24 protein-coding genes are annotated in these 26,556 nt (G+C 54.6%); 16 read left to right on the top strand and 8 right to left on the bottom strand.

Annotation, left to right across the window (positions count from 1 at the left end):
- Positions 1 to 43: 43 nt before the first annotated feature.
- The 8 genes from wecB to MKX51_RS24905 all read left to right on the top strand — a co-directional run bounded on the left by wecB (position 44) and on the right by MKX51_RS24905 (position 7,090).
- A complete protein-coding gene (wecB, locus tag MKX51_RS24940; protein WP_340994263.1) occupies positions 44 to 1,138 on the top strand; it encodes a non-hydrolyzing UDP-N-acetylglucosamine 2-epimerase in 1,095 nt (364 codons plus the stop codon).
- Complete coding sequence (locus tag MKX51_RS24935) at positions 1,128 to 2,114, top strand: polysaccharide biosynthesis protein (protein ID WP_340938402.1); 987 nt, start codon at positions 1,128 to 1,130, stop codon at positions 2,112 to 2,114. Before wecB ends, MKX51_RS24935 begins: the two co-directional genes overlap by 11 nt.
- On the top strand, positions 2,111 to 2,950 hold the full coding sequence (locus MKX51_RS24930) for a dTDP-4-dehydrorhamnose reductase family protein (protein WP_340994262.1): 840 nt from the start codon (positions 2,111 to 2,113) through the stop codon (positions 2,948 to 2,950). Before MKX51_RS24935 ends, MKX51_RS24930 begins: the two co-directional genes overlap by 4 nt.
- Entirely contained in the window at positions 2,947 to 3,942 is a 996-nt protein-coding gene (locus tag MKX51_RS24925; RefSeq protein ID WP_340994261.1) for an NAD-dependent epimerase/dehydratase family protein, read from the top strand. Before MKX51_RS24930 ends, MKX51_RS24925 begins: the two co-directional genes overlap by 4 nt.
- A complete protein-coding gene (locus tag MKX51_RS24920; protein WP_340994260.1) occupies positions 3,939 to 4,655 on the top strand; it encodes a glycosyltransferase in 717 nt (238 codons plus the stop codon). The genes MKX51_RS24925 and MKX51_RS24920 overlap by 4 nt, the downstream gene beginning before the upstream one ends.
- A 71-nt stretch (positions 4,656 to 4,726) precedes the next feature.
- A complete protein-coding gene (locus tag MKX51_RS24915; protein WP_340994259.1) occupies positions 4,727 to 5,302 on the top strand; it encodes a class I SAM-dependent methyltransferase in 576 nt (191 codons plus the stop codon).
- Between the two features lie 25 nt (positions 5,303 to 5,327).
- Positions 5,328 to 6,050, top strand: a complete 723-nt coding sequence (locus MKX51_RS24910) for a glycosyltransferase family 2 protein (protein WP_340994258.1) — start codon at positions 5,328 to 5,330, stop codon at positions 6,048 to 6,050.
- Positions 6,047 to 7,090 carry a glycosyltransferase family 4 protein gene (locus MKX51_RS24905; protein WP_340994257.1) on the top strand — a complete coding sequence of 348 codons (1,044 nt, stop codon included), beginning with the start codon at positions 6,047 to 6,049 and terminating at the stop codon, positions 7,088 to 7,090. Before MKX51_RS24910 ends, MKX51_RS24905 begins: the two co-directional genes overlap by 4 nt.
- Positions 7,091 to 7,197: 107 nt before the next feature.
- Here MKX51_RS24905 and MKX51_RS24900 read toward each other — a convergent pair whose 3' ends face one another.
- Entirely contained in the window at positions 7,198 to 8,268 is a 1,071-nt protein-coding gene (locus MKX51_RS24900) for a glycosyltransferase family 4 protein (RefSeq protein WP_340938416.1), read from the bottom strand.
- 190 nt (positions 8,269 to 8,458) lie between these two features.
- Here MKX51_RS24900 and MKX51_RS24895 point away from each other — a divergent pair, with 190 nt between their 5' ends.
- Complete coding sequence (locus MKX51_RS24895; protein WP_340994256.1) at positions 8,459 to 9,202, top strand: YhcN/YlaJ family sporulation lipoprotein; 744 nt, start codon at positions 8,459 to 8,461, stop codon at positions 9,200 to 9,202.
- Between the two features lie 181 nt (positions 9,203 to 9,383).
- Here the strand turns inward: MKX51_RS24895 and nagA are convergent, their stop codons facing one another.
- The 7 genes from nagA to MKX51_RS24860 all read right to left on the bottom strand — a co-directional run bounded on the left by nagA (position 9,384) and on the right by MKX51_RS24860 (position 18,636).
- The gene (gene nagA, locus MKX51_RS24890; protein ID WP_340994255.1) at positions 9,384 to 10,577 is read right to left on the bottom strand and encodes an N-acetylglucosamine-6-phosphate deacetylase; all 1,194 of its coding nucleotides are present in this window, start codon (positions 10,575 to 10,577) and stop codon (positions 9,384 to 9,386) included.
- On the bottom strand, positions 10,565 to 11,293 hold the full coding sequence (gene nagB / locus MKX51_RS24885; RefSeq protein WP_340994254.1) for a glucosamine-6-phosphate deaminase: 729 nt from the start codon (positions 11,291 to 11,293) through the stop codon (positions 10,565 to 10,567). The genes nagA and nagB overlap by 13 nt, the downstream gene beginning before the upstream one ends.
- Positions 11,293 to 12,171, bottom strand: a complete 879-nt coding sequence (locus MKX51_RS24880) for a MurR/RpiR family transcriptional regulator (RefSeq protein WP_340994253.1) — start codon at positions 12,169 to 12,171, stop codon at positions 11,293 to 11,295. Before MKX51_RS24880 ends, nagB begins: the two co-directional genes overlap by 1 nt.
- An 864-nt stretch (positions 12,172 to 13,035) precedes the next feature.
- Positions 13,036 to 14,853, bottom strand: a complete 1,818-nt coding sequence (locus tag MKX51_RS24875) for an FTR1 family iron permease (protein ID WP_340994252.1) — start codon at positions 14,851 to 14,853, stop codon at positions 13,036 to 13,038.
- A gap of 336 nt (positions 14,854 to 15,189) precedes the next feature.
- Positions 15,190 to 16,539 (bottom strand): iron uptake transporter deferrochelatase/peroxidase subunit, encoded by a 1,350-nt coding sequence (efeB, locus tag MKX51_RS24870; protein WP_340994251.1) that lies wholly within the window; start codon positions 16,537 to 16,539, stop codon positions 15,190 to 15,192.
- Positions 16,540 to 16,543: 4 nt separating this feature from the next.
- Positions 16,544 to 17,458: an iron uptake system protein EfeO gene (gene efeO, locus MKX51_RS24865; protein ID WP_340994250.1), complete on the bottom strand. Its 915-nt coding sequence runs from the start codon at positions 17,456 to 17,458 to the stop codon at positions 16,544 to 16,546.
- 200 nt (positions 17,459 to 17,658) lie between these two features.
- Positions 17,659 to 18,636, bottom strand: coding sequence for a LacI family DNA-binding transcriptional regulator (locus MKX51_RS24860; RefSeq protein WP_340994249.1), 978 nt, complete (start codon positions 18,634 to 18,636; stop codon positions 17,659 to 17,661).
- A 477-nt stretch (positions 18,637 to 19,113) separates the two neighbouring features.
- Here MKX51_RS24860 and MKX51_RS24855 point away from each other — a divergent pair, with 477 nt between their 5' ends.
- The 7 genes from MKX51_RS24855 (at position 19,114) to MKX51_RS24825 (ending at position 26,520) form a co-directional block, all read left to right on the top strand.
- Positions 19,114 to 19,338: a helix-turn-helix domain-containing protein gene (locus MKX51_RS24855; RefSeq protein WP_019908812.1), complete on the top strand. Its 225-nt coding sequence runs from the start codon at positions 19,114 to 19,116 to the stop codon at positions 19,336 to 19,338.
- Between the two features lie 345 nt (positions 19,339 to 19,683).
- Complete coding sequence (locus MKX51_RS24850; protein WP_339311404.1) at positions 19,684 to 20,673, top strand: LacI family DNA-binding transcriptional regulator; 990 nt, start codon at positions 19,684 to 19,686, stop codon at positions 20,671 to 20,673.
- A 20-nt stretch (positions 20,674 to 20,693) separates the two neighbouring features.
- Complete coding sequence (locus MKX51_RS24845) at positions 20,694 to 21,683, top strand: N-acetylglucosamine kinase (RefSeq protein WP_340994248.1); 990 nt, start codon at positions 20,694 to 20,696, stop codon at positions 21,681 to 21,683.
- Entirely contained in the window at positions 21,668 to 22,966 is a 1,299-nt protein-coding gene (locus MKX51_RS24840; RefSeq protein WP_340994247.1) for a 6-phospho-beta-glucosidase, read from the top strand. Before MKX51_RS24845 ends, MKX51_RS24840 begins: the two co-directional genes overlap by 16 nt.
- A 24-nt stretch (positions 22,967 to 22,990) precedes the next feature.
- Positions 22,991 to 23,917 carry an ABC transporter permease gene (locus MKX51_RS24835; protein WP_076083030.1) on the top strand — a complete coding sequence of 309 codons (927 nt, stop codon included), beginning with the start codon at positions 22,991 to 22,993 and terminating at the stop codon, positions 23,915 to 23,917.
- 43 nt (positions 23,918 to 23,960) lie between these two features.
- A complete protein-coding gene (locus MKX51_RS24830; RefSeq protein ID WP_340938439.1) occupies positions 23,961 to 24,851 on the top strand; it encodes a carbohydrate ABC transporter permease in 891 nt (296 codons plus the stop codon).
- A 34-nt stretch (positions 24,852 to 24,885) separates the two neighbouring features.
- Complete coding sequence (locus MKX51_RS24825) at positions 24,886 to 26,520, top strand: extracellular solute-binding protein (protein ID WP_340994246.1); 1,635 nt, start codon at positions 24,886 to 24,888, stop codon at positions 26,518 to 26,520.
- Positions 26,521 to 26,556 lie beyond the last annotated feature (36 nt).

Raw genomic sequence — 26,556 nt, 5'->3', positions numbered from 1 at the left:
CCCGGTTCCTGAGGGCAGGCCATAATCAAAGGGGAGTGAACCCATGAAGATCATGACGATTTTGGGCACCCGGCCCGAGATCATCCGCCTTAGTGTCATCATTCCGCTGCTGGACCGGCATGCGGAGCGGCATGTGCTGGTGCATACCGGACAGAATTTCACGGCCAGCCTCAGCGCGGTATTCTTCGCGGAGCTTGGACTCCGCGCACCGGACTACGTGCTGCAGGATAAGCAGGCCGGGCTCGGGGGCCAGCTGGCCGCCATGTTCGGCAGCCTGGAGAGCATCCTGCTTCAGGAGAAGCCGGACCGCGTACTGCTGCTGGGTGATACCAATAGTGCGCTGTGTGCCATTCTGGCCGAGCGGATGGGCATCCCTGTGGTGCATATGGAAGCAGGCAACCGCTGTTACGATCTGAAAGTGCCGGAGGAGAAAAACCGCCGTGTCATAGATGCCGTCTCCACCATAAATATGCCGTATACCCAGCAGAGTAAGAGACATCTGCTCAGCGAAGGGTTCCCCAGCCAGCGTATCGTGTTAACCGGAAATCCCATCCATGAAGTGATTACGCATTACGACGAGCAGATCGCGGCCAGTGACATCCTGTCCCGGCTGAAGCTGGAAGCCGGCCGGTATCTGCTGGTGACTGCCCACCGGGCCGAGAATGTCGATGATCCGGAGTCGCTGCTCCAGATTATGTCCGGGCTGAACCTGGTGGCTGTGCATTTGGGACTCCGCCTGATCTGCAGCATCCATCCCCGTACACGCTCCAAGCTTACGGAGGAGTTCCCGCTAAGTATGAACCCGCTGGTGGAGTTTCACGAACCCTTCGGATTTTTTGACTTTGTTCATCTCGAACGTTATGCCCTGTGCGCCATTACCGACAGCGGCACCGTTCAAGAAGAATGTTGCCTGATGGGAGTGCCTACGGTGACCATACGCAGGACGACAGAACGCCCGGAGACCGTAGATTGCGGAAGTAATGTAGTGTCCGGGGTAGAACAGAACAGCATCCTGCGCTGCACCGTGCTGATGACGTCGCTTAAGCCCGATTGGGAGGCGCCGGAAGGGTATCTTGCCCAAGGTGTCTCGGTAAAGGTAGTTAAATTTCTGCTTGGAGGGAACCTGCATGTTCAATAATAAACGGATTCTGGTTACAGGCGGTACCGGTTCCTGGGGGCATGAGCTGATCCGGCAGCTGCTGCCGCAGCATCCCAAAGAAATTATCGTATTCTCCCGCAGTGAGTCTGCACAGGTAGCCATGAGCCGTGAATTTGAAGATAAGCACCTCAGCTTCATCATTGGCGATATCCGTGACAAGGATGCGCTGGTAGCTGCCTGCCGCGGTGTGGATTATGTCTTTCATCTGGCCGCGCTCAAGCATGTGCCTGTCTGCGAGGACCAGCCGTATGAGGCGCTCAAGACGAATGTGGTCGGCACACAGAATGTCATTGAAGCTGCGATTGCCAACAATGTGGAGAAGGCGATCTATATCTCTACCGACAAGGCGGCTAATCCGTCGAACTTCTACGGCATGACCAAGGCCATCGGCGAGAAGCTGTTTGTCTATGCCAATCTGATCGGCTCAGGCACCAAGTTTGTCACCGTGCGCGGAGGCAATGTGCTGGGGACGAACGGCAGCGTGGTCCATCTGTTCATGAAGCAGATCAAGGACAAGGGACAGGTAAGGATAACGGATATGAACATGACCCGGTTCTTTTTCACCCTGCGCGATGCGATTACCCTGCTGTTCAAGGCCTCCGATGTCAGTATCGGCGGCGAGATCTTCGTCATGACCATGCCGACCTGCCGGATCGTGGATCTGGCCGATGTGCTGATCGAAGCTTCCGGCCGGACGGATGTCAGTATGATCGAGACCGGCATCCGCCCGGGTGAGAAAATCCATGAGATCCTGATGAGCGATTTCGAGAGCCTGACTACGGTTGTCTACGATGAGCAGTACCTGGTTATTCTGCCCACGCTCGATATGCCGGAGCTGAAGGAGCATTACCGTCATTACCCCCATGTGTCCTTCAGCAGCTTCAGCTCGGAGAATCATCTGATGGAGCAGGCTGAAATCAAGGATATCCTGATCCGGGGAGGGTTCCTCCAGTGAAGCTCCTGATTCTCGGCGGAAATGGTATGGCAGGTCATATGCTGGCGGAGTATTTTCGCCGCCAGGGCAAGCACCACATCTTCCATACAACCCGGGATAAGAAGGATCTTGGAGGGTTGTATGTAGACGCCGACGACATTGCCGGCGTAGAGAAGCTGGTTGAAATCGTCTCCCCCCATTGCATTATTAATGCGATGGGGGTACTCAATCAATTCGCCGAAGCGGACCGGATCGGCGCGTATCATGTCAACGGATTTCTGCCCCACCGCCTGCGGCGGGCAGCGGACCAGATTCATGCCCGGCTCATCCATATCAGCTCCGACTGCGTGTTCGAAGGAACACGCGGCGGATATACGGAGGAGGATGCCGCGGATGGAACCTCGGTCTACGCCCTCACCAAGAGTCTTGGAGAAGTGCGTGATCCCGGACATCTCACCATCCGTACCTCCATTATCGGGCCCGAGATCCGCTCCGGCGGAATCGGCCTCATGGAATGGTTCCTGGCCCAGAAAGGCCGGGTAACCGGATATGAATGCGTGATGTGGAATGGAGTCACCACCCTGGAGCTGGCCAAAGCCATCGATTCCCTGCTGGACTCGGATCTCTCCGGGCTGATTCATCTGGCCCACCCGCAGCCCGTAAGCAAATATCAGCTGCTGCAGATGATGCAGACCGCATTTCATAAAGAGGATGTTGAGATCATCCCGCAGCAGACGCCGGTTCAGGACCGGACGCTGATCAGTACGAGAAGCGATGTCACGATTGAGCTGCCTTCCTATCCCCGGATGCTTAGCGAGCTTGCCGACTTTATGCGCAGCTCAGAGCTGCTGACATGAGCGGGCGGCGTCTCCTTATTACCGGAGCTTCCGGCTTTACGGGCAGGCATGCCGTGGCCTACTTTGCCGCCGGAGGAGCGGAGGTGACTGCTGTAGTCCGCCGCAAGCCAGCTGCGGAGTTGTTTCCGGAAGGCGTTCAGCAGTACGTCTGTGACCTGGGGGACCGCAGGGCTGTGGCGGCAATGATTGGAGCGGTGAAGCCGGATCAGGTGCTGCACCTGGCAGGCAAGAATTCGGTCCCGGAGTCCTGGCGGGACCCGCTGCTCTACATGGAAACCAATGTAATGGCTACTCTATATTTGCTTGAGGCGCTGCGTGTCCAGCCGGCCAGCCGTATTCTGGTGGCCGGCTCCCGGCTTAAGTATAGACCGGGTGCGGCAGACCCGCCCCACCCCTACAGCCTTAGCAAGACGCTGGAGGAGCTGGTATCGCTGGCCTGGGGAACGCTGTTTGCACAGCCGGTGCTGATGGCGGAGCCCTCGAACCTGATTGGTCCGGGTCCGTCCACCGGCTTCTGTTCCCTGCTGGCACAGCATATTGTGCGCAGTGAAGCAGCTGCTGTAACCGGATCGGCTGCACCTGCGGCGTTTCGGCTCTCCTCGCGCCATGCGCTGCGTGACTTCCTGGATGTGCGTGATGCGGTCAGGGCCTATGGCTTTATTCTGGATTCGGGCGAGACAGGAAGGATCTACCGCATTGATTCCGGGACAGAGCGGGAGCTGGGGGAGGTTGCGGCGAAGCTGCTGGCCCATGCCGCAGCACCGGTTGCGATGGACTGGGGCCCGCAGGAGGAGCGCAGTCGGGGCAATCCTTCCCCGACACCTGCCGTTCCGGCTAAGCCTTCATTTGAATCTGCTGATAGTAAGGTACCGCCTGAAGAATCGGGGGACTATGCTGTTATTTCCGGCTGGATGCCGGAGATTGCGCTGGACCGTTCGCTGGCGGATATTATCGGCTATACTAGGGCCGGTAAGGAAGGAAGGTTGTTATGAAGCCCAGAGTATCCGTAGTTATTCCTTTTTACAATTGCCCTTATATTGAGCAGGCGCTGCAGAGCGCCATGAGCCAATCCTGGCAGCCTTATGAGATTATCGTAGTGGATGACGGCTCCACAATGCATGCTGAGCGAATCGCCCCCTATAAGCCGTACATTCACTATCTGGGCAAAGCCAACGGAGGTACCGCCTCGGCTCTTAACCACGGCATTGCCCATGCCACTGGAGATTATGTAGTCTGGCTTAGCTCGGATGATATGTTCTATCGTGACAAGATCAATAATCAGGTTCTGTTCATGGAACAGAATCGTTTACTAATCTCGTATACCAACTTCAACTACATTAACGGAAACTCGCAGGCTACGGAGCTGAATGCTGCGGCTGTGTTTCCGAACCAGCTTGAATATCTGCGCTGCTTCCTGTACGGCAATCCCATCAACGGCTGTACGGTGATGTTCAAGCGGGAGATCTTCGGAGCCATCGGGATGTTCGATGAAGCGCTGCCGTATACCCATGATTATGATCTGTGGTACCGGGCCATTCTGAACGGTTATGCGCCGGTGATGCTGAACCAGTCCTTGACGGCGTACCGCCGGCATGAGGGGATGGGCACGCTCAGACACTACGATATCATCATGGCCGAAGCTGCAGCAACCAGTGCCCGTTATCACGCTCCGTTAAGCGCCTTGATTGCTTCCATGGGCGGCTAGCTGCCGGAGCGCACAGCCGGCACGGCAGCACAGCCCAAGGTCAGGCAACTAACGCTTAGGAGGGAGAGCATATGTACCGGGAAATCGAAGTGAAAGACTTCCTGCCGGTCCTGCTGGAGCAGCTGAAATTCTCCGAGAGTATACTGGATATCGGCAGCGGTACCGGTACGCTGCTGGAGCGGTATGAAGCCGGTGTGGTGCTGGGGCTGGATATCCACAGGCCTTATCTGCTGCACCGTAAATACAAGGCTCCCCATATCATTCCGGTTCATGCCGATGCCGGCCATATCGATAAGCTGTTCCTGCCGGGAACCTTCTCTGCGGTCACTCTGATCGATTCTCTGGAGCATTTCTCGATGAGTGAGGGCATGGAGCTGCTGCGTAAGGCGGAGCTTATCGCTGCGAACCGTGTCATCGTATTTACACCGCGGGGCTTCTTCCCGCAGGAGGGCAAGGACCATTTCAATCTGCATGGAGAGTATTACCAGAAACACTGGAGCGGCTGGGAGCCTGAGGATTTTCTGAAGCTGGGCTACGCTGTAACCGTACTGAAGGGCTTTCACCATGCGGAGAATCCTTCATTCCGGGAAGCCTTCGGTGAGAATCATGCGCCGCTGGACGCCCTGCTCGCCTGCAAGACAGTATAAATGAACTTAGGGAGGAGGCCGGGGCATGAACCAGAAGACCAAGGTCTCGGTGGTGATTCCGTTCTATAATTGTCCCTACGTGCATCTGGCGGTCGAAAGCGTGCTGGCCCAGAGCTACATGGATATCGAGCTGATCGTGGTGGATGACGGTTCAACGCTCCATACGGAAAAGCTTGATCCCTATAGAAGCCGGATTGTATATGTCCGCAAAACCAACGGAGGCACCGGCTCGGCGCTCAATAAGGGAATAGAGGCAGCAAGCGGAGCTTATTTTGCCTGGTTAAGCGCGGACGATCTGTTCCATCCTGATAAAATCAGACAGCAAATAGAAGCTCTCCGCAGCTCAGGAACCTCCTTCAATCATACAGCTTACTACTATATTAATGAGCACGGGCAACGGATTCAGGACATTGTCCGAATGCCGGCCTGCAGCAGGCCGGCCCTCATACAGACCATGATGTCCAGCTGTCCGGTGAACGGCAGCACGGTGCTGTTTGATATGGAGATTCTCTCCAGGGTCGGCAGGTTTAATGAGAGTCTCCTGTATACACAGGATTATGATATGTGGCTGCGGATTCTGCCTCATTATGAATGGTCTTATATAGAAGAGCCGCTGCTGGATTACCGTGTTCACAGTGAGATGGGCTCGGTCCTGCACAACGAAGCGCAGAACCGGGAAATTGCAATGGTGCAGTTCATGCACAGGGGCAATTTAACACAGCTGCTCAGAAAGGAGAGAAGGAATTGAAACTGACCTTTCCGGTTCTGACCTTATCCAGGGGTGGTGCGCAGCGGATGATCACCGAGCTGGCTAACCGTCTGGCTGAAATTGGCCATGAGGTCGTTGTTCTTATGCCCAGCCTGGGTATTGTGGAGTATGAGATGAAATGTCCGATTATCCCTGTGCCCGCCCCGGTACTTACAGAAGATCATTTTCCCTACGGGGATGTCATTATCTCCAATTATTATACAACCGTTCCGGTTGCCGAGCGTGCCAGCCGGCAGGGCAAAGGGCTGCATATCCGGCTGGCCTTATGCTATGAGCCGAATTTCCTGCCGGATAATAATCAGTCGTTCGCCTCCTACGGCATTACCCGCAACCTGCTTGTACTGTCGCGCTGGCAGCAGGAGGTCATACGGGTCAATCACGGCATTAAAGGCAGAATTGTTCCGGTCGGCGTTGATCCGGATTTTCATAATACGCATTTTCGCGACAACCCTAACCGGCCGCTGATCGTATCGGTCATTATGCGGCGTCCCGAGGGCGGATTCTCCGGTCACCGGGAACAGGATTACCTGATTCAGCAGCTCGACATGGTCAAGCGGCTTCATCCTGAGGTGGAGATCTATATTATGACTCCCCCTGCGGAATATGCCGCTTCCAGGAGTCTGCAGGACTTGCTTAACTCCGGGCGCTATCAGCTTCGGACACCCGCGAATGACAATGAGCTGGCTTATCATTATAATGAGACAGATATTTTTGTCAGCGCAAGTACCAATGATGCCGGTTCGTTGCCGGGGCTGGAGGCGATGCGCTGCGGTGCGGCGCTGGTCACCGTATATTCAGGAGGGAACCTCGAATACTGCGCACACGGGCAGAACTGCCTGATGTCGTATCGGCATGAGAACCGTCTTGCTGCGGATATCGTGACACTCATTAAGGACCGGGAGCTTCGCCGGCGTCTGGCTGCCCGAGGAGAGCAGGATTCCTTACAGTTTACCTGGGAGAGAAGCGTGCAGATTTTCCAGGCTGAGCTGTTTGAGATGGTGTCCAGACAAGGCACGTAATGCCTCAGGGCAGAATGCCATACACAGAGAAACCTTCACCCCCCCGGCTGATGCTGGGGGGTGAAGGTTTTTTTGCCGGAAGACAGGGGATATGAAGCTTGCAATAGTTAGAAGATAGAGAAGGAATTCATCATCTCGCGGAAGGAATGCGCATACTGATCGAATCCGAAATGCGTAACCATATGCTGGCGGCCCTGATAGCAAATGGCTTCACGCAGCGGAATGTTATTCATCAGCTCCAGGCCTTCGTTCACAGCTGCCTCCACATTGCCAAGCGGATAGAATTTGCCGGTAATATTATGGGTGATGAAGGATCTGACCCCGTCGGAATCCGTACTGAGTACAGGACAGGAGCAGCAGACAGCCTCGGCTACGGCATATCCGAAGCCTTCTGTGACAGAGCTGGACAGCAGGAAGCCTCCTGAAGCAGCAATCGATGAATAGTAGACAGGCATCATCTGGTTAGGTATATTCGTGAACACATTCAGCCGGTCATTCAGGCCGAGGGACAGCAGTTCTTTGTCAAATTGCTCCCTTTGGCCTTCAGTAGCAAGAGCGGGATCATGGAACATCCACAGATGAAGATTAGGCTTGAACCGCCGGACTTGCTGGGCAACCTTCAGGTATTCACTCCAGTTTTTGTTAGGTTCCAGCCGCCCGACCCAGGCGATAACCGGATCAACGGGCGCTTCGCCGGGGACATGCTGGAAGGCCTGCACATCAACAATGTTCGGAATAACATAGCGCTGCAGCCAAGGGCAGATCTCGATAAACAGCTCCAGTAAATGATCGGTGGGGGGAATCAGCACGGCATTGCAGAAGGCTTGCAGATATGGCACGGAATCTATAATCACATTGCGGGCTTCGCTTCGTGTTCCCAGACCCTGGGACTCGTAGATCAGGATGCCGCCATACCCCAACCGGCGCAGGCGTTCCAGCAGCAGATAATCGGAGGTTACGATAATGGCGTCATAATGATGGGTATTCAGTACAGTTCTGATCTCTTCATCCTGGTTCGTGATAAATACCGGGAAGCTTACACTATTGTCGGTGCCGGACCCCGGCATGAGATAGAGCACATGGCATTCGATGCCGTTCTTCTGAAGGCTCTCACACCGCAGTCTGTTCAGGGTCTCAACCCCGCCGCTCGGTACATAAAACGTAAATAGTATTTTCAAGCTTACCCCTCCTGATCTGAACTGCCTGCGGAGAAACACAGTCTGCTGTTATATAAGATACGCCGGAGTTCTCTTACATGTGACTGTGGGGGCAGCTCTGCCAAATCCTTTCTGGATAACCGGGCAGCGGAGGAGCCATGCTAAGGGTTGTCACACTACACTACATTATTCTGTGATGGGGGATGAAGGAATGTTGCGATCGAAATTCGGCTTGTCCGTGTCTGCAGCCTTGCTGCTCGGCGCCATGAGTTTAACTGGCTGCGGTGCCGGCCATTCGGCAGATAGCGGTAATATGCAGACGAAAAGTGTACGGGGGACAGACGGGCGAATCCACGTGAACTCCGCACGGGACATGAACCGTGACGATGACTTCGGCAGCATGGAGATCAGCAAGGAATTGGCTGACCGTGTTGCGGCGATGCCGGAAGTCCGTTCGGCTAATGTCATTATGGTTGGCAGAAGCGCTTATGTCGCTGTTATGCTGGAGAATACTTCGGGCGGTGTTCACACCCGGAATACCACCAGCAGGACGGCTACCGGAAGAGGGACGGCTGCTGGTGTTCCCGGAATGACGGGTACAGGCGGCTCCATGGCCGGCATTCCGGGAAGTATGACTGGCACTGGAACCATTGGCGGTACAGGTATGGCGGCTCCCAAAGATTATCCGGGGAACGGCAATAACGGGCTGATGACCAGAAGCAATATGGGGGATGATAAAGACACGCTTCCCGGGGAGATTAAGAGCAAAATCGCCGCAGAGGTTAAAAAAGGCAACACATACGTCAGCAATGTCTATGTCTCGGCGAACCCGGATTTCGTGGAACGGGCTGATTATTATGCCCGGGAATTCCGTGCCGGACATCCGCTCAAAGGCTTCGCGAATGAATTCCGCATCATGGCGGAACGGATTTTCCCTGCGCGCAGCGGACAGTAAGCAGCGCTACAGCATTGTGCCTTGAATGTAGATAGTATTCCAGAGGGATATGAGGCTTATTCAAATGACGGGCACAGAAGGGCAAAAGTGAATGAAGACAGACGCAAACAATGCAGCCCTCTCACGTGAGAGGGCTGCATTGCCTGCGTTTATACAAATACCAAGCTGTGTCTTATCCGGATTAGGCCTCCAGCTTGCGTCCGCCGATCCATACGCCGCGCAGGTTCAGGTCTTGATCCAGCTGCAGAATATCGCCGCGTTTGCCTGCCTCAAGCGTTCCGATAGACCGCTGCATGCCGAGCGACAGCGCCGGATTAAGGCTGGCAGCCTGTGAGGCTTCCAGCAGGCTGAGACCGACCTCCTGAACCAGATAACGGAACCCGCTTATCATCGTCAGTGTGCTGCCGGCCAGCGCTTCGGGGTGCTCCTTCAGCGTGGCTATGCCGTCCTTGACGATCACAGGCAGATCACCGATGGCATACTCTCCGTCGCTGAGTCCGGTTGCTGACATGGCATCTGTAATCAGCAGCAGATTATGATTGTTTTTGAGCCGGGTAATGAGGCTGATGGCTGCCGGATGAACATGGATGCCGTCGGCAATGACCTCGGCTCTGATCCGGGGATCGTACAGGACGGCACCGGCCGTTCCCGGCTTGCGGTGATGCAGCGGCGTCATGGCATTGAACATGTGCACCGCCTGGTTCAGCCCGGCATCGGCAGCGGTAATCACCTGCTCGAATGTGGCATCTGTGTGGCCGAGCGCAGCCGTAATGCCATGCTTGCGCAGCCACTGGATAGCTTCCAGGGCAGCTTCGCGCTCAGGGGCCAGGGTGACCTGACGGATCAATCCCGGATATTTTTCCTCCCATTCCTCCAGCCATTCTATATTAGCCGGAACAATGTGCTCAGGATTCTGCGCTCCTGGCCATCTTATGCTGATGAACGGTCCCTCCAGATGCGCGCCTACCAGCCTTGCATAAGGCATGCCGCCTTCACGGGCGCGGTAGGAGTCTACCTCAGCCAACACCTGATCGATATCTGCCTTGGCAGCCGTCATGGTTGTAGCAAGCATAGAGGTCGTTCCGTGTGAGGCATGGAACCGAGTGATGTCGTCAAGAGCATCTGCATCGCTGTACATGAAGTCATGTCCGGCTCCGCCGTGCACATGCACATCGACGAATCCGGGGATCAGCAGACCTTGCGGCTCCCGGGTGATTGTCTGCCAGCTCTCATAGGCTGCGGGCAGCCAGGAAGCCTCTCCGGCATATTGAATCAAGCCATCCGCTACGGCAATTACACCCATCTCGATGATTCCGTCAGGAGTCAGCACCTTGCCGTACAACAATTCTCCGCACGTACCGTTTATTTCAGCCATTTCGCGGCTCCTTCATCCAACAGGACGACCACATTCGGATGGCTCTGCAGCAGCGAGGCGGGACACTGGGTAGTGATTGGGCCCTCCAGCGCATTTTTAACCGCTTCCGCCTTCTCTTCCCCGCGGACAAGCAGGACAATCTGCTTCGCCTTGAGAATGCCGCCAATCCCCATCGTTACGGCTTGGCGCGGCACATCCTCCACACGCTCGAAGAAGCGGGCATTGGCCTCCCGGGTCTCTTCCAGCAGGTCAACCACATGCGTCCCGCTGCTCAGGCTGGCGTCCGGCTCATTGAAGCCAATATGGCCGTTGCTGCCGATGCCGAGAATCTGGAGATCCACAGGGCCGTTATCCTCCAGCATCCGGTCATAAGCCAGACATTCGGCTTCCAGATCGGGGGCATTTCCGTTAGGGACATGGGTGCGGGCCAAATCGATATCAATATGGTTGAACAGATGCTCATTCATGAAGCTGCGATAGCTCTGCGGATGATCCACAGGGAGCCCGACATATTCGTCCAGGTTATAGGACGAGGCTTTGGCGAAGCTGACATTGCCTTTGCGGTGCATCTCCACCAGCTTCTCATATACCCCGACAGGTGAGCTTCCGGTAGCCAGTCCCAGAACGGCTCTGGGATTGCTCTGCAGCAGACTGGCGATCAGGTTGGCTCCTGTAGCTGCGAAATCTTCTTCATGCTGAAATTTCAAAATATTCATTAGATTTGACCTCCCCGTTTATGACGGTAATGTTGGACGTTCCTGTAGGACTGCTCAAGCCTCGGGATGAAATCCCCGAACCGGGTACTGACCATACCGGTGAACAGAATATCGATAATATGCAGCTGTGCGATTCTTGACGCCATATCGCCGCGCCGCATGCCCTGCTCAAGAGACGAGGAGAACAGCGGAATATCAGCGAGTGTAGCGAGAGTACTGCTTCCGTATGAGGTTAACGACACCGTGGCTGCGCCGCTTGCGGCCGCACAGGTTAAGGCATCCACCGTCTCCGGGGTTTCCCCCGAATAAGAGACCGCGAAGGCCACATCGCCGGAAGAGAGTGAGGAAGCGGAAGTAATCTGCATATGGGAATCGGCAAAAGCGGTGCAGTTCACGCCGATGCGGATCAGCTTCTGATAGAAATCCTGGGCCACGATGGACGAGGTGGCCATTCCATACAGATCGACCCGCCGCGCCCGGCACAGCAGATCAATCACCTGCTGCAGCCGTCCCAGATCCAGCAGCGAGGTAGTGTCCCGGATCGAGGCCAGGTGGTTAGCCTGCATCGCCTCTACAATGAATGGCAGCGGATTACCAGCGACGATGTCCTGATAAGAGGAGCTGCCCGCCTCCGGCGAGCCGTCGCTATGCGCCAGCTCAGCCGCCAGCTTGAGCTTGAAATCGGGATACCCCTTGAAGTGCAGCGCTTTGCAGAAGCGCGTAATCGTCGCCGTGCTGATGCCGCATTCCTCCGCCAGCTCCGTGATGCCCATATGGACAATTTCCCCGGGCGAGGCCAGAATGCGTTCAGCCAGCTTGCGTTCCACTTGTGACAGCTTGGGCTTGCCATGCTCCAGAGCATGCAGAATGGGATACAAGCGTTCACCTTCTTTTCTATAGATTCGGATTCATGTAGCTTTCTCTACGTATAGAATGAAAATGCAGAAATGGACATGCGGAAATGGACAGGTTAAGTTTTGGCCTAAGTCGCTACTGAAATTGTTTTACATAATACTTACGTTTATAAAGAAAATTATTTTCATAATCAGAATAAAACAAATTACGGAAGGTTGCAATAGGTAGTTTGGTTGGGGTTGAAAAAGGAGAGGGAGATCGCGCTCATTAAATTTTAGAACCGTAGCAAAAACTCTTTGGACATCCCTGTATGAGGATCATAGTCAATTAGTTCACTGTGAAAATGCATCCCGCAAGGTTTGACAAGTGGCAGGAGATACAAAAAGCTGCAATCTGCGTGTTTGAGGAGCACACGGACAGATGGCAGCTTTTACATAATTAGTTTGATCATCAGATTTTGAATGGTGGATTCGGGACTCCCCTCTGCTGGAGGACTCGGCGTAACGGATGGAAGATCTCATATTATGGAATTAAATGCATCTTTAGCAAGTATGATCCCATGGGGGGAAAAAGGCATTCTGTTCGTAGCGAATCATCACAGATAAGTGTATTCTGTACAACTAAAAACAGTGAAACGGAAGGCATTCCTCTTCTAACTGTATTCTGTACAACTACATTTGCCCGAATGGGCGGAAATCCAGGTATAGAGGCATTTTAGTTGCACGAAATACAGCTAAACAGTGATTCGGCGCCACATCCGGCGATTTAGTTGTACAGCGTGCAATTAAGCCTACCCCTTGCACCCTAATCGGGGCGCGGTAAATCATCAGAAAGTGATTAGTTAAAGTGATTTTCACAAGTTTAAATCTGAAGAGCTATTAGTATGTTTACTTAGTGATCCCGCCAGCAGCCTTCGTCCTGTTGGCAGGACGTCTGCCCCGCAGCAGCTCCCATAGGATGAAGACGAGAATCAGCAGCTGCGGGATGGTGGTCTCCCAGGTCGGATACATGCCAAGCCAGCCGATGGAAGGCAGACTGTGCCCGTTATGGGCAGGCAGCTTGCCGGCGATCTGCAATGCGTGGAGGCTCTCGCCAAGGAAACGGAACACCAGATAGTAGATCAGTACGGTAGCGGCGCGGAAGAAGGCGGCAACCGGCAACCGGGCACTCAGTGCAATCATGGCATAGCCGAGGATAATCAGGACCACCAGTGCACTGCCAATCCCGAGCAGCAGCTGAGAGGTGTCAATGGCCGGTGCCATCCCAGCATAGAAAATCGTAGTCTCCGCCCCTTCGCGCAGAATGGCCAGCGCAGCGATGAAGAACAGGTACCACAGATTGCCTTTGGCCAGGGCCCCTTGCATCTGGCGGTCCACATATTTATTCCAGGCCGCTGTGCTGGATTTCCCATGCAGCCAGCGGCCGACGGTGAGCATCATGACCACAGCGACGAGGCCGGTGATGCCTTCGATCAGCTCACGCGCTCCGCCGGAGGCGGCTTGGGAGAGGGAATAGGTCAGTAATACGGCGAGGCCGATGCTTGCAGCCAGACCTGCCGCTGCGCCGGACCAGACCCAGCGGCGGGCCGCCGGTTCTGCTTCCCGGCGCAGGTAGGCAAGGAGAGCGGCGAGTACAAGAATCGCCTCCAGCCCCTCGCGCAGCAGAATGAGTGCCGCATCCCACGCGGTATATGTCCGTTCCCCGGACAGCGGCGTCAGCTCAGAGAGCATTGTGTCCATAAGCGATAGCGCTTGGTCCAGCTTCGGAGGGCTGGAGAGCAGATAACCGGTGACGGCGGTGCTCTCGTTCTCGATGCTGGCATAGACCTTGGGTGAGGCCAGCTGGACCTGGCCTTCGGCCGAAGGCCAGGCAGCGATGAATTGCTGCATTGTATCTGCGGCTGCCGCACTGTCACCAGCCTGGGCGGCGGTGAAAGCTTGCTTCAGATAGCTGATCAGCCCCTCAATGGAAGCCGGCTCCGCTGGCACGCCACCGGTATCAACGGCCTGGCCTTCGCTGTAACCGGACAGCAGCGTTACCAGCGCTTCCGATTCCGCCTGCGCGGCCTCCCCGCGGACCGGCTCTGCCTGCAGCGCAATGCGCAGCAGGCTCATCTTCGTCTCCAGCAAGCCGTAGACGGCGGGATTGTCCGCCCGGATGCCGCGTTCCACTGGCGTCCAGCCGTTCACCACGGCGCGGTAGGCTTCCGCCGCCGCGGCCCAGTCGGCGCTCCGCGCCGCATCCCGCGTGCGCTCCGCCGCGGGCAGCAGCTTCGCCGCCGCTGCGCGTCCGGCGGCGCCCGTGTCACCGCCGCCTTCGCCTGCGGCGGCGGTGACGAACGCGTCCACGCTGCGGGCGAGCGTGGAAAGGGCCGCCTTGGCGGGCGCTCCGCCGCCGCCCGCCAAGGCTTCCGCCGCAGCGGCCAGCGCGGCGTCCACTTCAGCAGCCGGACCGGCGAGTGCCGGGTCCGGCGTGCTCTCGTTCGCGCTGCGCCACAGCGCCGCGAACGAATCAACATCGGCCGCCGCCTCCGCCCAGCGGCTCTGGCCGGCCTCGACCAGCGCGCTGCCTACAGGCGGCAGCAGCTCATCCAGCGGCGCGCCTGACGCAGAAGCCGGCGCGCCGGGCAGCAGCACAAGCAGGCAGAGGAGCAGCAGCGCTGCCCTGAACTGCCGCCATGGTTTGAATAGATCTGTTGCGATCATCGGGATCATTCCCTTCAAGTTTAGCGAGGAGGGGTCACTTGCAACGGACTCAGCTGCGCTTATTTTAGTAATATTAACGTTTCTGCAAGTTAAACGGACTCAGTGGAGCTAATGTACAAATAATTGGGAGGAAAACGCCCGCTGTAGCGGAAATAAGCGCCGTGCAGTCCGCTCAAGTAGCTGAATATGCTCGAAAAGAGAAAATAAAGGCCTCTCAGTCCGTAACGATCAGCTACCTTTCCGTCCTCTCCGGTCCCCGAATGGCAGCTACGCTTCCGGCCTCGCAATCCCCATAGCTCCTGCTTCCTCAGTGTCACCGGTCACAGCCTAGGCATTTCATCCCTCGAGCAGCAGCTCCCCGATATAGCCGCCTTCGCGTACACCCGGGAAGCAGGCGAAGACGGCGCTGCCGGTGTGAACCATATATTCATTCAGCCGGTCATTTTTGGCGAGGCGCTGCTGGATGCTGACGAACTGCTTCATCAGGTCCTTTTGGAAGCTGATGAATACCAGACCGGCATCGAGCTGTCCGGTCTTAAGATCCATGCCGCTGGAATAGGAGTAGGAGCGCCGCAGCATTTGGACCGAGCCGTCTCCGTGGGCGAGAGCGGAATGGGAGTCCGGCGGGATGAGCGGCTTGCCGGCAGCATCGGCTGCTTCCAGATCCAGCTCGGCGAATTCATCCCCGGCTCCAATCGGTGCGCCGCTCTGCCGGTGCCGCCCGAAGGTGGCCTCCTGATCGCTCAGCGAGGAGCGGTCCCAGACCTCAATACGGAAACGGACGCGGCGCAGCGCAAGATACGCGCCCCCGTTCATCCAGGCCGGGCCATCGGCACTGCCGCTCCAGACGATATTTCGCATCTGCGCGTCATCGGTGACGTCCGGATTCCCCGTGCCGTCCTTGAAGCCGAGCAGATTACGCGGGGTGCCGCCTGACGGGTCGGCGCTGCCGCTGCGCTGGAAGCCTTCCTGTGTCCAGCGCAGCACCGCCGTGCCCCGGGCGATGCGGGCCAGATTGCGGATGGCATGGAACGCCACCTGCATATCGTCCGCGCAGGCCTGCACACAGAGATCGCCGCCGCACCACTGCGGCTCCAAGCTGTCCCCTGTGAATGCCGGGAGCTCGGTGAAGGAGGCGGGCCGTTTGCCGGAGAGGCCGAAGCGGCTGTCGAACAAGGCCGGACCTGCCCCGAAGGTAAGCGTACACTTGGAAGGGGTGAGCCCATCCGCCTCGCCGGTGTCGGTAGGCGGAAGATTGGGCTTGTCGTTCGCTGTGCCGATCATCGTGCCCGAAGTCAGGGCAGCGGCGGCGGCAGTCCAGGCTTGCATAAGCTTCTGCACGTCACTGATCCTGGCAGTCGTCAGATCAAATGAAGCGAAGCATAGAAAATTCTGCGCAGGGGTAAGAATCCCCGCCTGGTGCTTACCGTAGAAGGGGATCGTATCCGCCTGTTCTTCATTCTGCCCGGAGGCTGCGGCGGCCGGGACCGCCCGTCCTGCTGCCTGGCGTGCAGCCATAATGCCGCCCACACCGCCTCCGCCGAGCAGCAGCCCGAGACCCGAGGCACCGGTAAGCCGCAGCATATCGCGGCGGCTTAATTTGGTGTTGAACAGCTGGGTCCCCGGCGCAGGAATGCCATGATCCGCGTCAGCTTGACTCCGGGAATTCTTATCTTTCTTGTTCATATCGTCACACTCCCAGAATCGTTCCCATGTTGGATAGCGGCTCAGCCAAGGCGTCGAGATTCTGGCTTAACCTGCGGACCTCCTCCGGTTTGAGCGTTTCGTAAGAGACGTAGCCCTCCCCCGATTTGAACGGCGCCAGCTCATTCATTAAGGCGGTGAACCGTTCGCCGATGGTTTGCTCAAGGGCCGGGTCTTTTTTGGCCAGCTCCGGCTTCAGCAGCTCATAGATCTTCTGTGCTCCCTCCACATTCGCCACAAAATCATACAAATCCGTATGGGAATAACGCTCCTCTTCCCCCGTTACTTTGGAGGAGGAGACCTCATTCAGCAGCTCAACAGCCCCGGTAACGAGCAGATTGGCATCGATTCCGGCAGTTTCTACCTTGGCGCGCAGCAGCTGCGCATCCTTCAGCAGACGGTCCGCGACATCCGTCATGCCCCCCGTTGTATTGTTCTGCCAGAGAGCCTGTTCAATCTTATGGAAGCCGCGCCAGTCTGCAGCATCTACATCATTCTCACGGGCATCAATGTTCGGGTCCAGGTCTCCGAGCGCTTCGGCGATCGGCTCGATCCGCTCATAATGCATGCGTGCCGGAGCATACAGCGCCTTGGCTTCATCCAGCTTGCCCGCCTTGACGGCATTCGTGAAGCCCTCGGTCTGTTTAACGAACTCGTCGCATTGTTCAATGACATATTTGCGGTATTCGTCAATGGCAGTGGTGAAATCTGCATTCGTCTCACCTCCGGCCTTCGCTACACTTTCTGCCCCGCTGCCTGCCTGGGCTGCAGCATTATTCCCTGAGTTGTTACCACTGTTGCCATTGTTGCCATCGTTATTACTGTTGTCCTTGCCCGCACATCCGGCAAACAGGAGGGACGCTGCAAGCAGACCCGCAGGTACTGCATAGCCTATTTTCATCTGTATGGATACCCCTTTTCATTTATGAAAATGATAATCGTTATCAATGATGGACTTATCATAAATCTCTGTCTATTAGCTGTCAATAAAAAAGTGATATTTATCATATCCATGCTAATTCGCACAAATAAAATGCAAAAAAAAGCCTCCCGACAGGCGGAAGACGCAGTTCGTATATATGAATTTCCGGCTGATCTATACTACACCGTGGACCGCTCAATAATCCGGTAGTCCAGCTTGCGGTAGACCGGCTTCGGGTGCTCCGAGTGAATCTGCTCATGGATAATGCGGAAGGCGGCGGCCCCCATCTCATACAGGTGGTTGTCCATGGTGGTGATTTGAAGCAGACGTCCAATCGGCTGGTTATCGAAGCCCATAACTGCGAGGTCCCCAGGGATGCTGAGGCTGGCTCTGCGCGCTTCAATAATCAGCCCGGCAGCTACATGGTCTCCCGTAATAATCATGGCTTCCGGCCGCTGTGGCATCTTCAGCAGGGATTGTGCAACGGCTGCGCCGTCTTCCTCCGTTGTACAGTCATAGATCATCCATTCCTCTTCAAAAGCCAGCTTATGCTCAGCAATGAATTCGCGGTAAGCAGCCTGCCGGATCACGGCGCTGCTGCCGTTACTCCTTCCTTCGCAATATCCGATGGAGCGGTAACCTTTGCCGGTCAAGTACTCCAGCCCTTCCTTGAAAGCCGCATAATGCTCAATATAGACAGAAGAGAAGCGCCGCTCTCCGTTGTCCTGGCAAGTGACAACTGGACCGTAGGCCGTATACTCCTCGATGATGTCCGGCTTCAGCGCAGTAGATACAATCACGACACCGTCAATCTCTTTATGGCGCAGCATCTCCAGCACTTTGATTTCTTCTTCCTCCAGGTAATTGCTCTGGCACAGAATCAGCCGGTATTGCGAGAGCAGCGCCTCGTGGGCAAGTCCATTCATAATAATCGAGAAATAAAAAGCATGAATATACGGCAGGATCACCGCCACCGCACCGGTACGTCCGGTAATCAGATGAACGGCGTTCATATTGCGGGTATAGTCGAGCTGCTCAATCGTTTGCAATACAGCGGCTCTTTTGTCCTTGCTGACATACGGATGATTATTGAGCACCCGTGAGACGGTCGTTACAGATACTCCGGCCATCCGGGCGATTTCTTTAATATTAGCCACGCTTCTCTGCGCCTCCTGTGTGAGACTGGTATGTCATTATTCTAACATAGAAATGACCAGCTTTTCGGCCGATAAAAAGCTTGCTATGGAATCCATTTCATACTTTACACTGGGGGTGCAACAAGCCTTACCGGAGAAACCGGCGTGACCGCAAGGGCGTGACGGACCGGTAACGTTAGCCATTTCACGCTGCGGGCAGGAAGGATGTTCAGCAATATTTTTTTCCTGAGCAACCCTTTAGCAGCGTGGTTTCTATAGACATTGCCCGACGGATGCCGCCTTAATGACTAAGGAGCAGCAGCCGTTTTTTGTGTGCATTCCGGTCAGAAGTACCAGGATTGTCCATGCTCCGCGCCTGCCCCCGCCCAATTTAATGCTGCGACAGCACCATTAACTGCCCCTCCACATAGTATGTTTTGACTGTATCCCTTTACCTTGTTATACCAAACAAACCCAGGGCAAGGAGGGGTGACACCATTGAAGGGCAACGAACATCATAGCAAATTTTTGCTGACGCATCGTGAACGCGAAGTATTCGAGCTTCTTGTGCAGGACAAAACTACACGGGATATTGCCGGACTGTTATTCATCAGCGAAAAAACCGTCCGCAACCACATCTCAAACGTAATGCAAAAATTAAACGTAAAAGGCCGTTCGCAAGCGGTTGTCGAGCTGATCAAGCTTGGGGAGCTGAAAATATAGCTGCCATGCTTCAGAGGTGATGCGTTTAAGCCTTCCTTTACCCTTCGGGGGAAGGGGAGGTTTTTTGTTCTTAGCTAGTCCCGGCGATCCAATCTCCCGAAATATTAAGTCAAGTCCGGCTGCATTTTATGGATTGACGGATAGGGGAATTGGTTGTAAAATCTGTGTAAAGTATAAACCTTTAAACTTTATAAAGGGTTTTAAAGCTTTTGGTAAATGAAAAGCTGACGTACAATGTCCGATTTTTCAGTCAGGCTGTAAGTTGTAGCATACTGAGTAAATCTTTTTTATTTCTCTAAAAGTTAAATCGTTTAAACTTTTGAACGTGGAGGCATAGATACTTAAATGAACATTCATGATGTAGCCAAAAAGTCGGGGCTCTCGGTGGTGACTGTATCCAGAGTCCTTAACAATTCACCCTCTGTACGTGAAGGCAACCGCCAGAAAGTGCTGAATGCGATAGAGGAATTAAATTATCAGCCCAATTCAGCGGCGCGGAGTCTGGTGCGCGGCAAGACCGGAGTCATCGGGATGTCGATTAACAACTTTAACGATTCATTCTATGACCGGGTGATTCGCGTAGTGAACCGGAAGCTGGCAGAGCAGGGATACTTCCTGGCCCTGTCCATCGCCGAGAATGACGATGATGGGGTGAACTTCCTGTTCCAGAAGGACCGCGTGGACGGGATTATCCTGTTGTCTCCGCTGGAGGAGAAGGAATATGTGGAGGAGCTGAAGCGTAAGAACATTCCGGTTGTTCTGCTCGATAACCAGTTCCAGCATGAGGATGTTCCCAGTGTCCTCGTGGATAACTACCAGGGAGGGTACGAAGCGACAAGGCACTTGATTAGTCTTGGACACACTCAGATCGCTTATATCGGCGGCCCTTCGGAGTTCCTGAGTGTAACCGAGCGCAAACGGGGATATGTCCAGGCGCTGGATGAAGCGGGACTAACGCCCTTTAGCACGGAATATTGCGGCTTTACGGTAAGCAGCGGTTATGAGGTGGCCAAGCGATGGATTCGTGAAGATAAGCTGCCTACAGCCATTTTTTCGGGAGACGACTTTATTGCCCTCGGGGTTGTTCAAGCGCTGCGCGAGGAGGGGATTCTGGTGCCTCAGGATATCTCAGTCGTCGGCTTTGATGATCAGCAGTTCGTAGGTGAATTCTACCCGCGGCTCACGACGGTCAGACAGCCGGAGGCGCAGATGGGCAATATCGGCGTAGACTTACTGCTGAAAATGATCAATGGGGAGGTGATGCCGCCTGCGGTAACGAAGCTTGCTCCTCAGCTTCTCATCCGTGAATCTACCGCTTCTGTTCGATTAACTTGAAATTTAGGAGTGAATGATCTGTGAAGTATTTTTTGGGAGTGGATGCAGGGGGCAGCAAGACCTACGCAATGATTGCAGATGAACAGGGGAAGCTTCTCGGCGTAGGCAAGGGCGGGAACGGGAATCATCAACTGGACCGTGAGCAGGCAGAGAACAGCTTACAGCAGGCTGTATCGGAAGCCATTAGGGCCTCTGGACTGACCAGGGATCAGCTGGATTACTCCTGGTTCGGCCTGGCGGGAGCGGACAGAGAGGCCGATTTTAGAATTTTACGGCCCATCATCGGCCGCCTCGGGCTTCCCCGGACGGAGATTTCCTGCGATACCTGGAATGCGCTGCGTTCAGGGACAGAGAAGAACTACGGAATCGTGCTGATCTGCGGATCGGGCGTGAACTGCAGCGGCAAAAATCCGTCAGGGGCTACCTATCAATGCGGCGGGTTCGGCTACCGGTTCGGGGATTTCGGCGGCGGCTATGACCTGAGTATGGAGGTCTTCCGCAGCGTCCTCAGGGCGGATGACGGAAGAGAACAGAAGACCGTCCTAAGCGGACGCTTAACGCAATTGCTGGGTTATTCCAGTGTCTCAGAGCTAAGAGAGGATTACCTCGATCATTTCAGAGACCTGCCTCCCCAAATTGCGGAGCTGCTGTTTCAGGCGGCGGAGGAAGGGGATGCGGTGGCCACGGGACTGCTGGTCAGGCAGGGAGAGGAGTTGGGTCTGGCGGCGGCAGCGGCTATCCGCCGGTTGGCTATGGAGGAGGATACCTTCGACATCGTGCTTGCAGGCAGCCTGCTGACCAAGGGAGACCGTGCGGGCATCATCCGCCGGGCCATTGAGCGAAGAGTGAAGCAGGCGGCTCCGGACGGCACATTAAGGATTTTAACCCGGGAGCCGGTTGTAGGATCGGTCGTTCTGGCGATGGAAAGCAGCGGGTTGCATGTGAATCAGGAGGTTCTTGATCATCTATCACAGGGTAAGGAGGAGCAATTATCATGGGGGAAACATTGAAGCTGGTTGTTATCGGAGCGGGGTCATCGTATACGCCTGAATTAATTGAAGGGATCATCCTTCACCACCAGGAGCTTCCTGTCCGCGAAATATGGCTGGTGGATATTGAAGAAGGAAGAGAGAAGCTACATACGATTATGGAACTGAGCAAGCGGATGATTGCCGAGTCCGGACTGCCGATTACCGTTGCAGCGACGCTTGACCGCCGGGAGGCCATTGCCGGAGCGGACTTCGTCTGCACGCAGATCCGGGTAGGGATGCTTGAAGCACGCAAATGGGACGAATTGATTCCGCTTGAGTACGGTGTCATCGGTCAAGAGACGACCGGTCCCGGAGGAATGATGAAGGGCCTGCGGACCATCCCGGTTATTCTGGACATTTGCAGGGATATCGAGGAGCTGGCCCCGGATGCCTGGCTGCTGAATTTTACGAATCCGGCCGGGATGGTGACTGAAGCTGTTCACAAATATTCATCGGTTAGAAGCGTGGGCCTGTGCAACTCGCCGATCGGATTTCAGAAATGGCTCTCCGAATTCTTCGGGCTTCCCATGCAGAAGATCTATGCGGAGTTTGTCGGCATCAACCATCTGCACTGGGTATCCGATGTCGTGATTGACGGGAAGAGCAAGCTGCAGGAGCTTATTGATTACCCCGAGAGCTATAAGGCAAGCAATGTGCCGTTTGATTCCTGGGACTACCGGTTTCTGAACGGTCTGAAAGCTATCCCTTCCTATTATCTGAGCTATTACTATATGACGGACGCGATGCTGGCGGAACAGAAGGAAGCAGCGGCAACGGCCGGATCACGCGCTGAAGTTGTGAAGAAGGTGGAGGAGGAGCTATTCGAGCTGTACCGGAACGTAGAGCTGAAGGAGAAGCCGAAGCAGCTGGAACAGCGCGGCGGAGCCTATTACTCGGAGGCGGCAGTGCTGCTGATGCGCTCTATCCATAATGATTCCCGCGATATCCAGACGCTGAATGTAAGAAATAACGGGATTATTGATTTCCTGCCGGACGATGCCTCGATTGAGGTGAACTGTATGGTCACCAAGCAGGGGCCGCTGCCGATTCCGCTGCGCAAGGTGCCCCAGTCTGTCAGAGGCCTGCTGGCTGCGGTCAAGCAATACGAGAGTCTTACGATCGAGGCGGCTGTGCACGGAGACCGGGATGTGGCCTTGCAGGCGATGGTTCATCATCCGCTCATGCCTTCGGTCACCGTAGCTGAACAGCTGCTGGATGAAATGCTGGAGAAGAACAAACCGTTTTTGCCGTTATTTCAATAGAATCGTCCAGAGGAGGTCAAGCGGATGAATACGGCCGGGAAACCGAGCAGGTGGAAGAAATTTAACAGTCAATTGGATTTGCAGTCTATGGTTTGGCCGGGAATTATCTTTGTATTCATTTTCAGTTACATTCCGATGTATGGCGTGGTTATGGCGTTCCAGCAATACGATATTTTCGGCGGCATGATGAATAGCCCCTGGGTGGGATGGATGCAATTCAGAATGTTCTTCGAGGCGCCGGAGTTCTGGAATGTGATGCGTAACACCCTTGTAATTAGCCTGTTAAAATTGATTATCTCTTTTCCTGCCCCGATACTGCTTGCGCTGATGCTGAATGAAGTTGGGCATATGGGCTTCAAGCGCGTGATCCAGACCGTCAGCTACTTACCTTATTTCCTGTCCTGGGTTATTGTATCCGGTTTCGTATTTTCGCTGTTGTCCGTTGATAACGGAACGGTGAACTATCTGCTGGAGCGGTTCAATCTGGTCCAGGAGCCGGTTAACTTCCTTGCGGTACCCAAATACTTCTGGTCTATTCTGGTAAGTGTAAATGTGTGGAAGGAAGTCGGATTCGGAAGTATTGTCTATCTGGCTGCGATTGCCGGCATTGATCCGACCCTGTATGAGGCTGCATCCATAGACGGAGCAAGCCGGTTCAAGCAAATTCACCTGATTACACTCCCCAGCATTACCCCCATTATCGTCATCTTTATGATTCTTGCCATCGGCGGTCTGCTCAGTGCGGGCTTCGAGGATATTCTGCTGCTTGCAACCAATCCAATCCTCAGGCCTTACTCCGATGTGATCGACACCTATGTGTACCGCGTCGGGATATTAAATGCCAGATTCTCTTATGCGACAGCGGTAGGGCTGTTCAAAGCGGTAATCAGTGTCATTCTGCTGGTGACAGCCAACAAAATCGCCCGCCGGGCAGATGTAAGTCTCTGGTAGATACCACAACAATGCTCCATAAACCTTTTAGGAGGGCCGAACAATGAGACTAAGCCTGGGCGACAAAGTGATGCAGCGGAGTATTTATATCCTTTTGGCACTGCTGGCGCTACTCATGCTGTACCCGTTTTGGAATGCGCTCGTCATCTCTTTTAATCTGGGGAGCGATACGGCGCTCGGCGGTGTAACCCTGTGGCCGAGAGCATTTACCCTGGAGAATTATTATATTGTGTTTCAGGATGACCGCCTGCTGAATTCTTTTTTGATCACCATTCTTAGAACGCTCAGCGGCACGGCATTATCCGTTTTTTTCACAGCCTTGTTAGCCTATGGTATGTCCAAAAAGTCTCTGGTTTTCCGCAAACAATATATGGTGTTCTTCATGATTACGATGTTCTTCAGCGGCGGCCTTATCCCCAGTTATTTACTGATTCGTTCATTGGGGATGCTTGATACCTTCTGGGTTCTGATTATTCCCGGCATCATCAGCGTCTGGAACATGATTGTCATCCGCACCTTCTTCAATGCTCTGCCTGAGGGACTGGAGGAATCCGCCAAAATCGACGGCTGCAGCAACTACGGTATTTTCTTCCGGATCGTGATTCCCGTCTCCGGCCCGGTGCTGGCTACGATAGCCTTATTCACCGCAGTCAGTTACTGGAACGACTGGTTTACGGGAGCGATCTACATTACCGAGGATCGCCTGCTGCCTATACAGACGCTGCTGCGGCAGGTAATGAACTCCAACATCATGACCCAGATTGGCTCCTCGAATGCGATTGCTCTGGATCATATGAACCGGAATCGGACGATTACCACGAAGTCACTGACTATGGCTACGATGATGATCGCTACTATTCCGATTATCCTGACCTACCCTTTTCTCCAGAAGTACTTTGTTAAGGGCGTAATGGTCGGTTCATTGAAAGAATAGCAGTCCCCATCTTACGTAGAAAGAAGGAAAAAGAATGCGCAAACGCCTGAAATGGGTAGCTCTGTTGCTGACTTCGCTAGTGCTTCTGCTTGCTGCCTGCAGTGGAGGGGGGAATTCTGACAATTCACAGAACAATCTGAATACCGGGGCCGCTACAGATGACGGCAGCGGGATCAAGCCTGTCACCTTCAGCTTCTATGGCAACTACGACTGGCTCACGACATCACCATGGGGGGAGAACGAGGCGACGAAGTGGATTCAGGAGAACCGCAAGGTTACGGTTGAACCGATCCAATCCGGAGGAGCGGCCGGAGAAAAGCTCAACACGATGATCGTCGGCGGCGATTTGCCGGATGTTATTTTTACGGACCGGGGATCTTCGGTAGAACGGCTGGTGCAGGCCGGGCAGCTCGTTGCACTGGATGATTACTATGAGAAATATCCGAACTTCAAGAAATATGTGAAGGAATCGACACTGAATCTGCTCCGTTCCGATGACGGGAAAATCTATCAAATCCCGAACTGGTATACCTCCGGGCAATTCGGCAACGGCGGATGGATGGTGAATAAGGATATCTATAACGCACTCGGCCGGCCGGCGCTGGAGACCTTTGATGACCTGTATCAATATTTGCACACGGTGCAAGCAAAGTATCCTGACGTAGTTCCTCTGGAGGTGGGGGAGAAGGGCGCAGGTCTGGAAATTATGTATGGCGGTTTCAAGGAGAATTCCACCAGCAAGTTCGTTACACTCATGGGTTATCCGGATGGCGATAAGCTGAACTCTATCCTGGATGATCCCGCTTATGAGGAGATGGTGCTGTACATCAATAAGCTGTACCGTGAACGGCTGATTACGCAGGATGCGCTGCAGCAAACCCAGGATGCGGTCAAGGAGAAGGTCAATACCGGCCGGGTAGCAGTCATGGTCGAATCCAATATTACTACGTATGGAGCCGAGGGACACCGAGCATTGACAGCAAGCAATCCGGACAGCGGTTATGAGATTATCTGGCCGGTCCACAAAGCCGGAATTGATAAGAATAAAGTATTTGTAAGCGGCTTTGAGACGCTGGGCTGGAACGTCAGTGTCATTACCAAACAAGCCAAGGACCCGGAGGCGATCTTCGCTTATTTTGACTGGATCACGGGTCCGGAGGGACAGAAGGTGCTGTTCTTCGGCCCTAAGGGCTTGTACTGGGATGAAGAGGATGCGGATGGAGCGCCGATTCCGAACGAGAAATACAAGACGACGCCTGCTAACGAGCGCACGGATACGATGCGGAAATTCGAGGACTTTAACTGGGCCGGGAATACGACCTTCATTGATACGGCCAAAATGAGTCTCGAGGCGCTGCTCTCCGCGAACCAGAAATCATGGGAGACCGTGGCCCAGTCCACAGTGACCTGGAAAACCGCGCTGGACATTACACAATTCGTAAATACCGATCCGCTTCCCGATACGGAGACCGGCATTATCGCCCAGAATGTTGCGGATATCTATACCCTTGCTTACGCCCAGATGGTTCAGGCCAAGTCGGATGAAGAGGTGCTTGCGGCACTGGATACCGCCAGAAAGAACACCGCAAAAGCCGGGCTGGATAAGCTGCTTACGTTCAGAACCGAAAAATGGCAGGAGAATGTAAAGAAAATTAACGCTACGAAATAATTATTGATATATAGATTGAACTATAAAACTATAGAA

The sequence above is a fragment of the Paenibacillus sp. FSL M7-0420 genome (assembly GCF_038002345.1).
In the GTDB taxonomy this organism is placed as follows: domain Bacteria; phylum Bacillota; class Bacilli; order Paenibacillales; family Paenibacillaceae; genus Paenibacillus_AQ.
Note: the sequence above shows the minus strand (reverse complement) of the source record. Positions and strands in the feature narration are given on the sequence as shown.

What these genes read in the sequence shown, in the direction of transcription:
- nagA (WP_340994255.1), bottom strand. Translation starts at nt 10,577, where the DNA reads ATGGCTGAAATAAACGGTACGTGCGGAGAATTGTTGTACGGCAAGGTG.
- nagB (WP_340994254.1), bottom strand. Translation starts at nt 11,293, where the DNA reads ATGAATATTTTGAAATTTCAGCATGAAGAAGATTTCGCAGCTACAGGA.
- MKX51_RS24835 (WP_076083030.1), top strand. Translation starts at nt 22,991, where the DNA reads ATGAATACGGCCGGGAAACCGAGCAGGTGGAAGAAATTTAACAGTCAA.
- MKX51_RS24915 (WP_340994259.1), top strand. Translation starts at nt 4,727, where the DNA reads ATGTACCGGGAAATCGAAGTGAAAGACTTCCTGCCGGTCCTGCTGGAG.
- MKX51_RS24895 (WP_340994256.1), top strand. Translation starts at nt 8,459, where the DNA reads ATGTTGCGATCGAAATTCGGCTTGTCCGTGTCTGCAGCCTTGCTGCTC.
- MKX51_RS24850 (WP_339311404.1), top strand. Translation starts at nt 19,684, where the DNA reads ATGAACATTCATGATGTAGCCAAAAAGTCGGGGCTCTCGGTGGTGACT.
- efeO (WP_340994250.1), bottom strand. Translation starts at nt 17,458, where the DNA reads ATGAAAATAGGCTATGCAGTACCTGCGGGTCTGCTTGCAGCGTCCCTC.
- MKX51_RS24910 (WP_340994258.1), top strand. Translation starts at nt 5,328, where the DNA reads ATGAACCAGAAGACCAAGGTCTCGGTGGTGATTCCGTTCTATAATTGT.
- MKX51_RS24875 (WP_340994252.1), bottom strand. Translation starts at nt 14,853, where the DNA reads ATGATCGCAACAGATCTATTCAAACCATGGCGGCAGTTCAGGGCAGCG.
- MKX51_RS24925 (WP_340994261.1), top strand. Translation starts at nt 2,947, where the DNA reads ATGAGCGGGCGGCGTCTCCTTATTACCGGAGCTTCCGGCTTTACGGGC.
- MKX51_RS24825 (WP_340994246.1), top strand. Translation starts at nt 24,886, where the DNA reads ATGCGCAAACGCCTGAAATGGGTAGCTCTGTTGCTGACTTCGCTAGTG.
- efeB (WP_340994251.1), bottom strand. Translation starts at nt 16,539, where the DNA reads ATGAACAAGAAAGATAAGAATTCCCGGAGTCAAGCTGACGCGGATCAT.
- wecB (WP_340994263.1), top strand. Translation starts at nt 44, where the DNA reads ATGAAGATCATGACGATTTTGGGCACCCGGCCCGAGATCATCCGCCTT.
- MKX51_RS24840 (WP_340994247.1), top strand. Translation starts at nt 21,668, where the DNA reads ATGGGGGAAACATTGAAGCTGGTTGTTATCGGAGCGGGGTCATCGTAT.
- MKX51_RS24920 (WP_340994260.1), top strand. Translation starts at nt 3,939, where the DNA reads ATGAAGCCCAGAGTATCCGTAGTTATTCCTTTTTACAATTGCCCTTAT.
- MKX51_RS24935 (WP_340938402.1), top strand. Translation starts at nt 1,128, where the DNA reads ATGTTCAATAATAAACGGATTCTGGTTACAGGCGGTACCGGTTCCTGG.
- MKX51_RS24830 (WP_340938439.1), top strand. Translation starts at nt 23,961, where the DNA reads ATGAGACTAAGCCTGGGCGACAAAGTGATGCAGCGGAGTATTTATATC.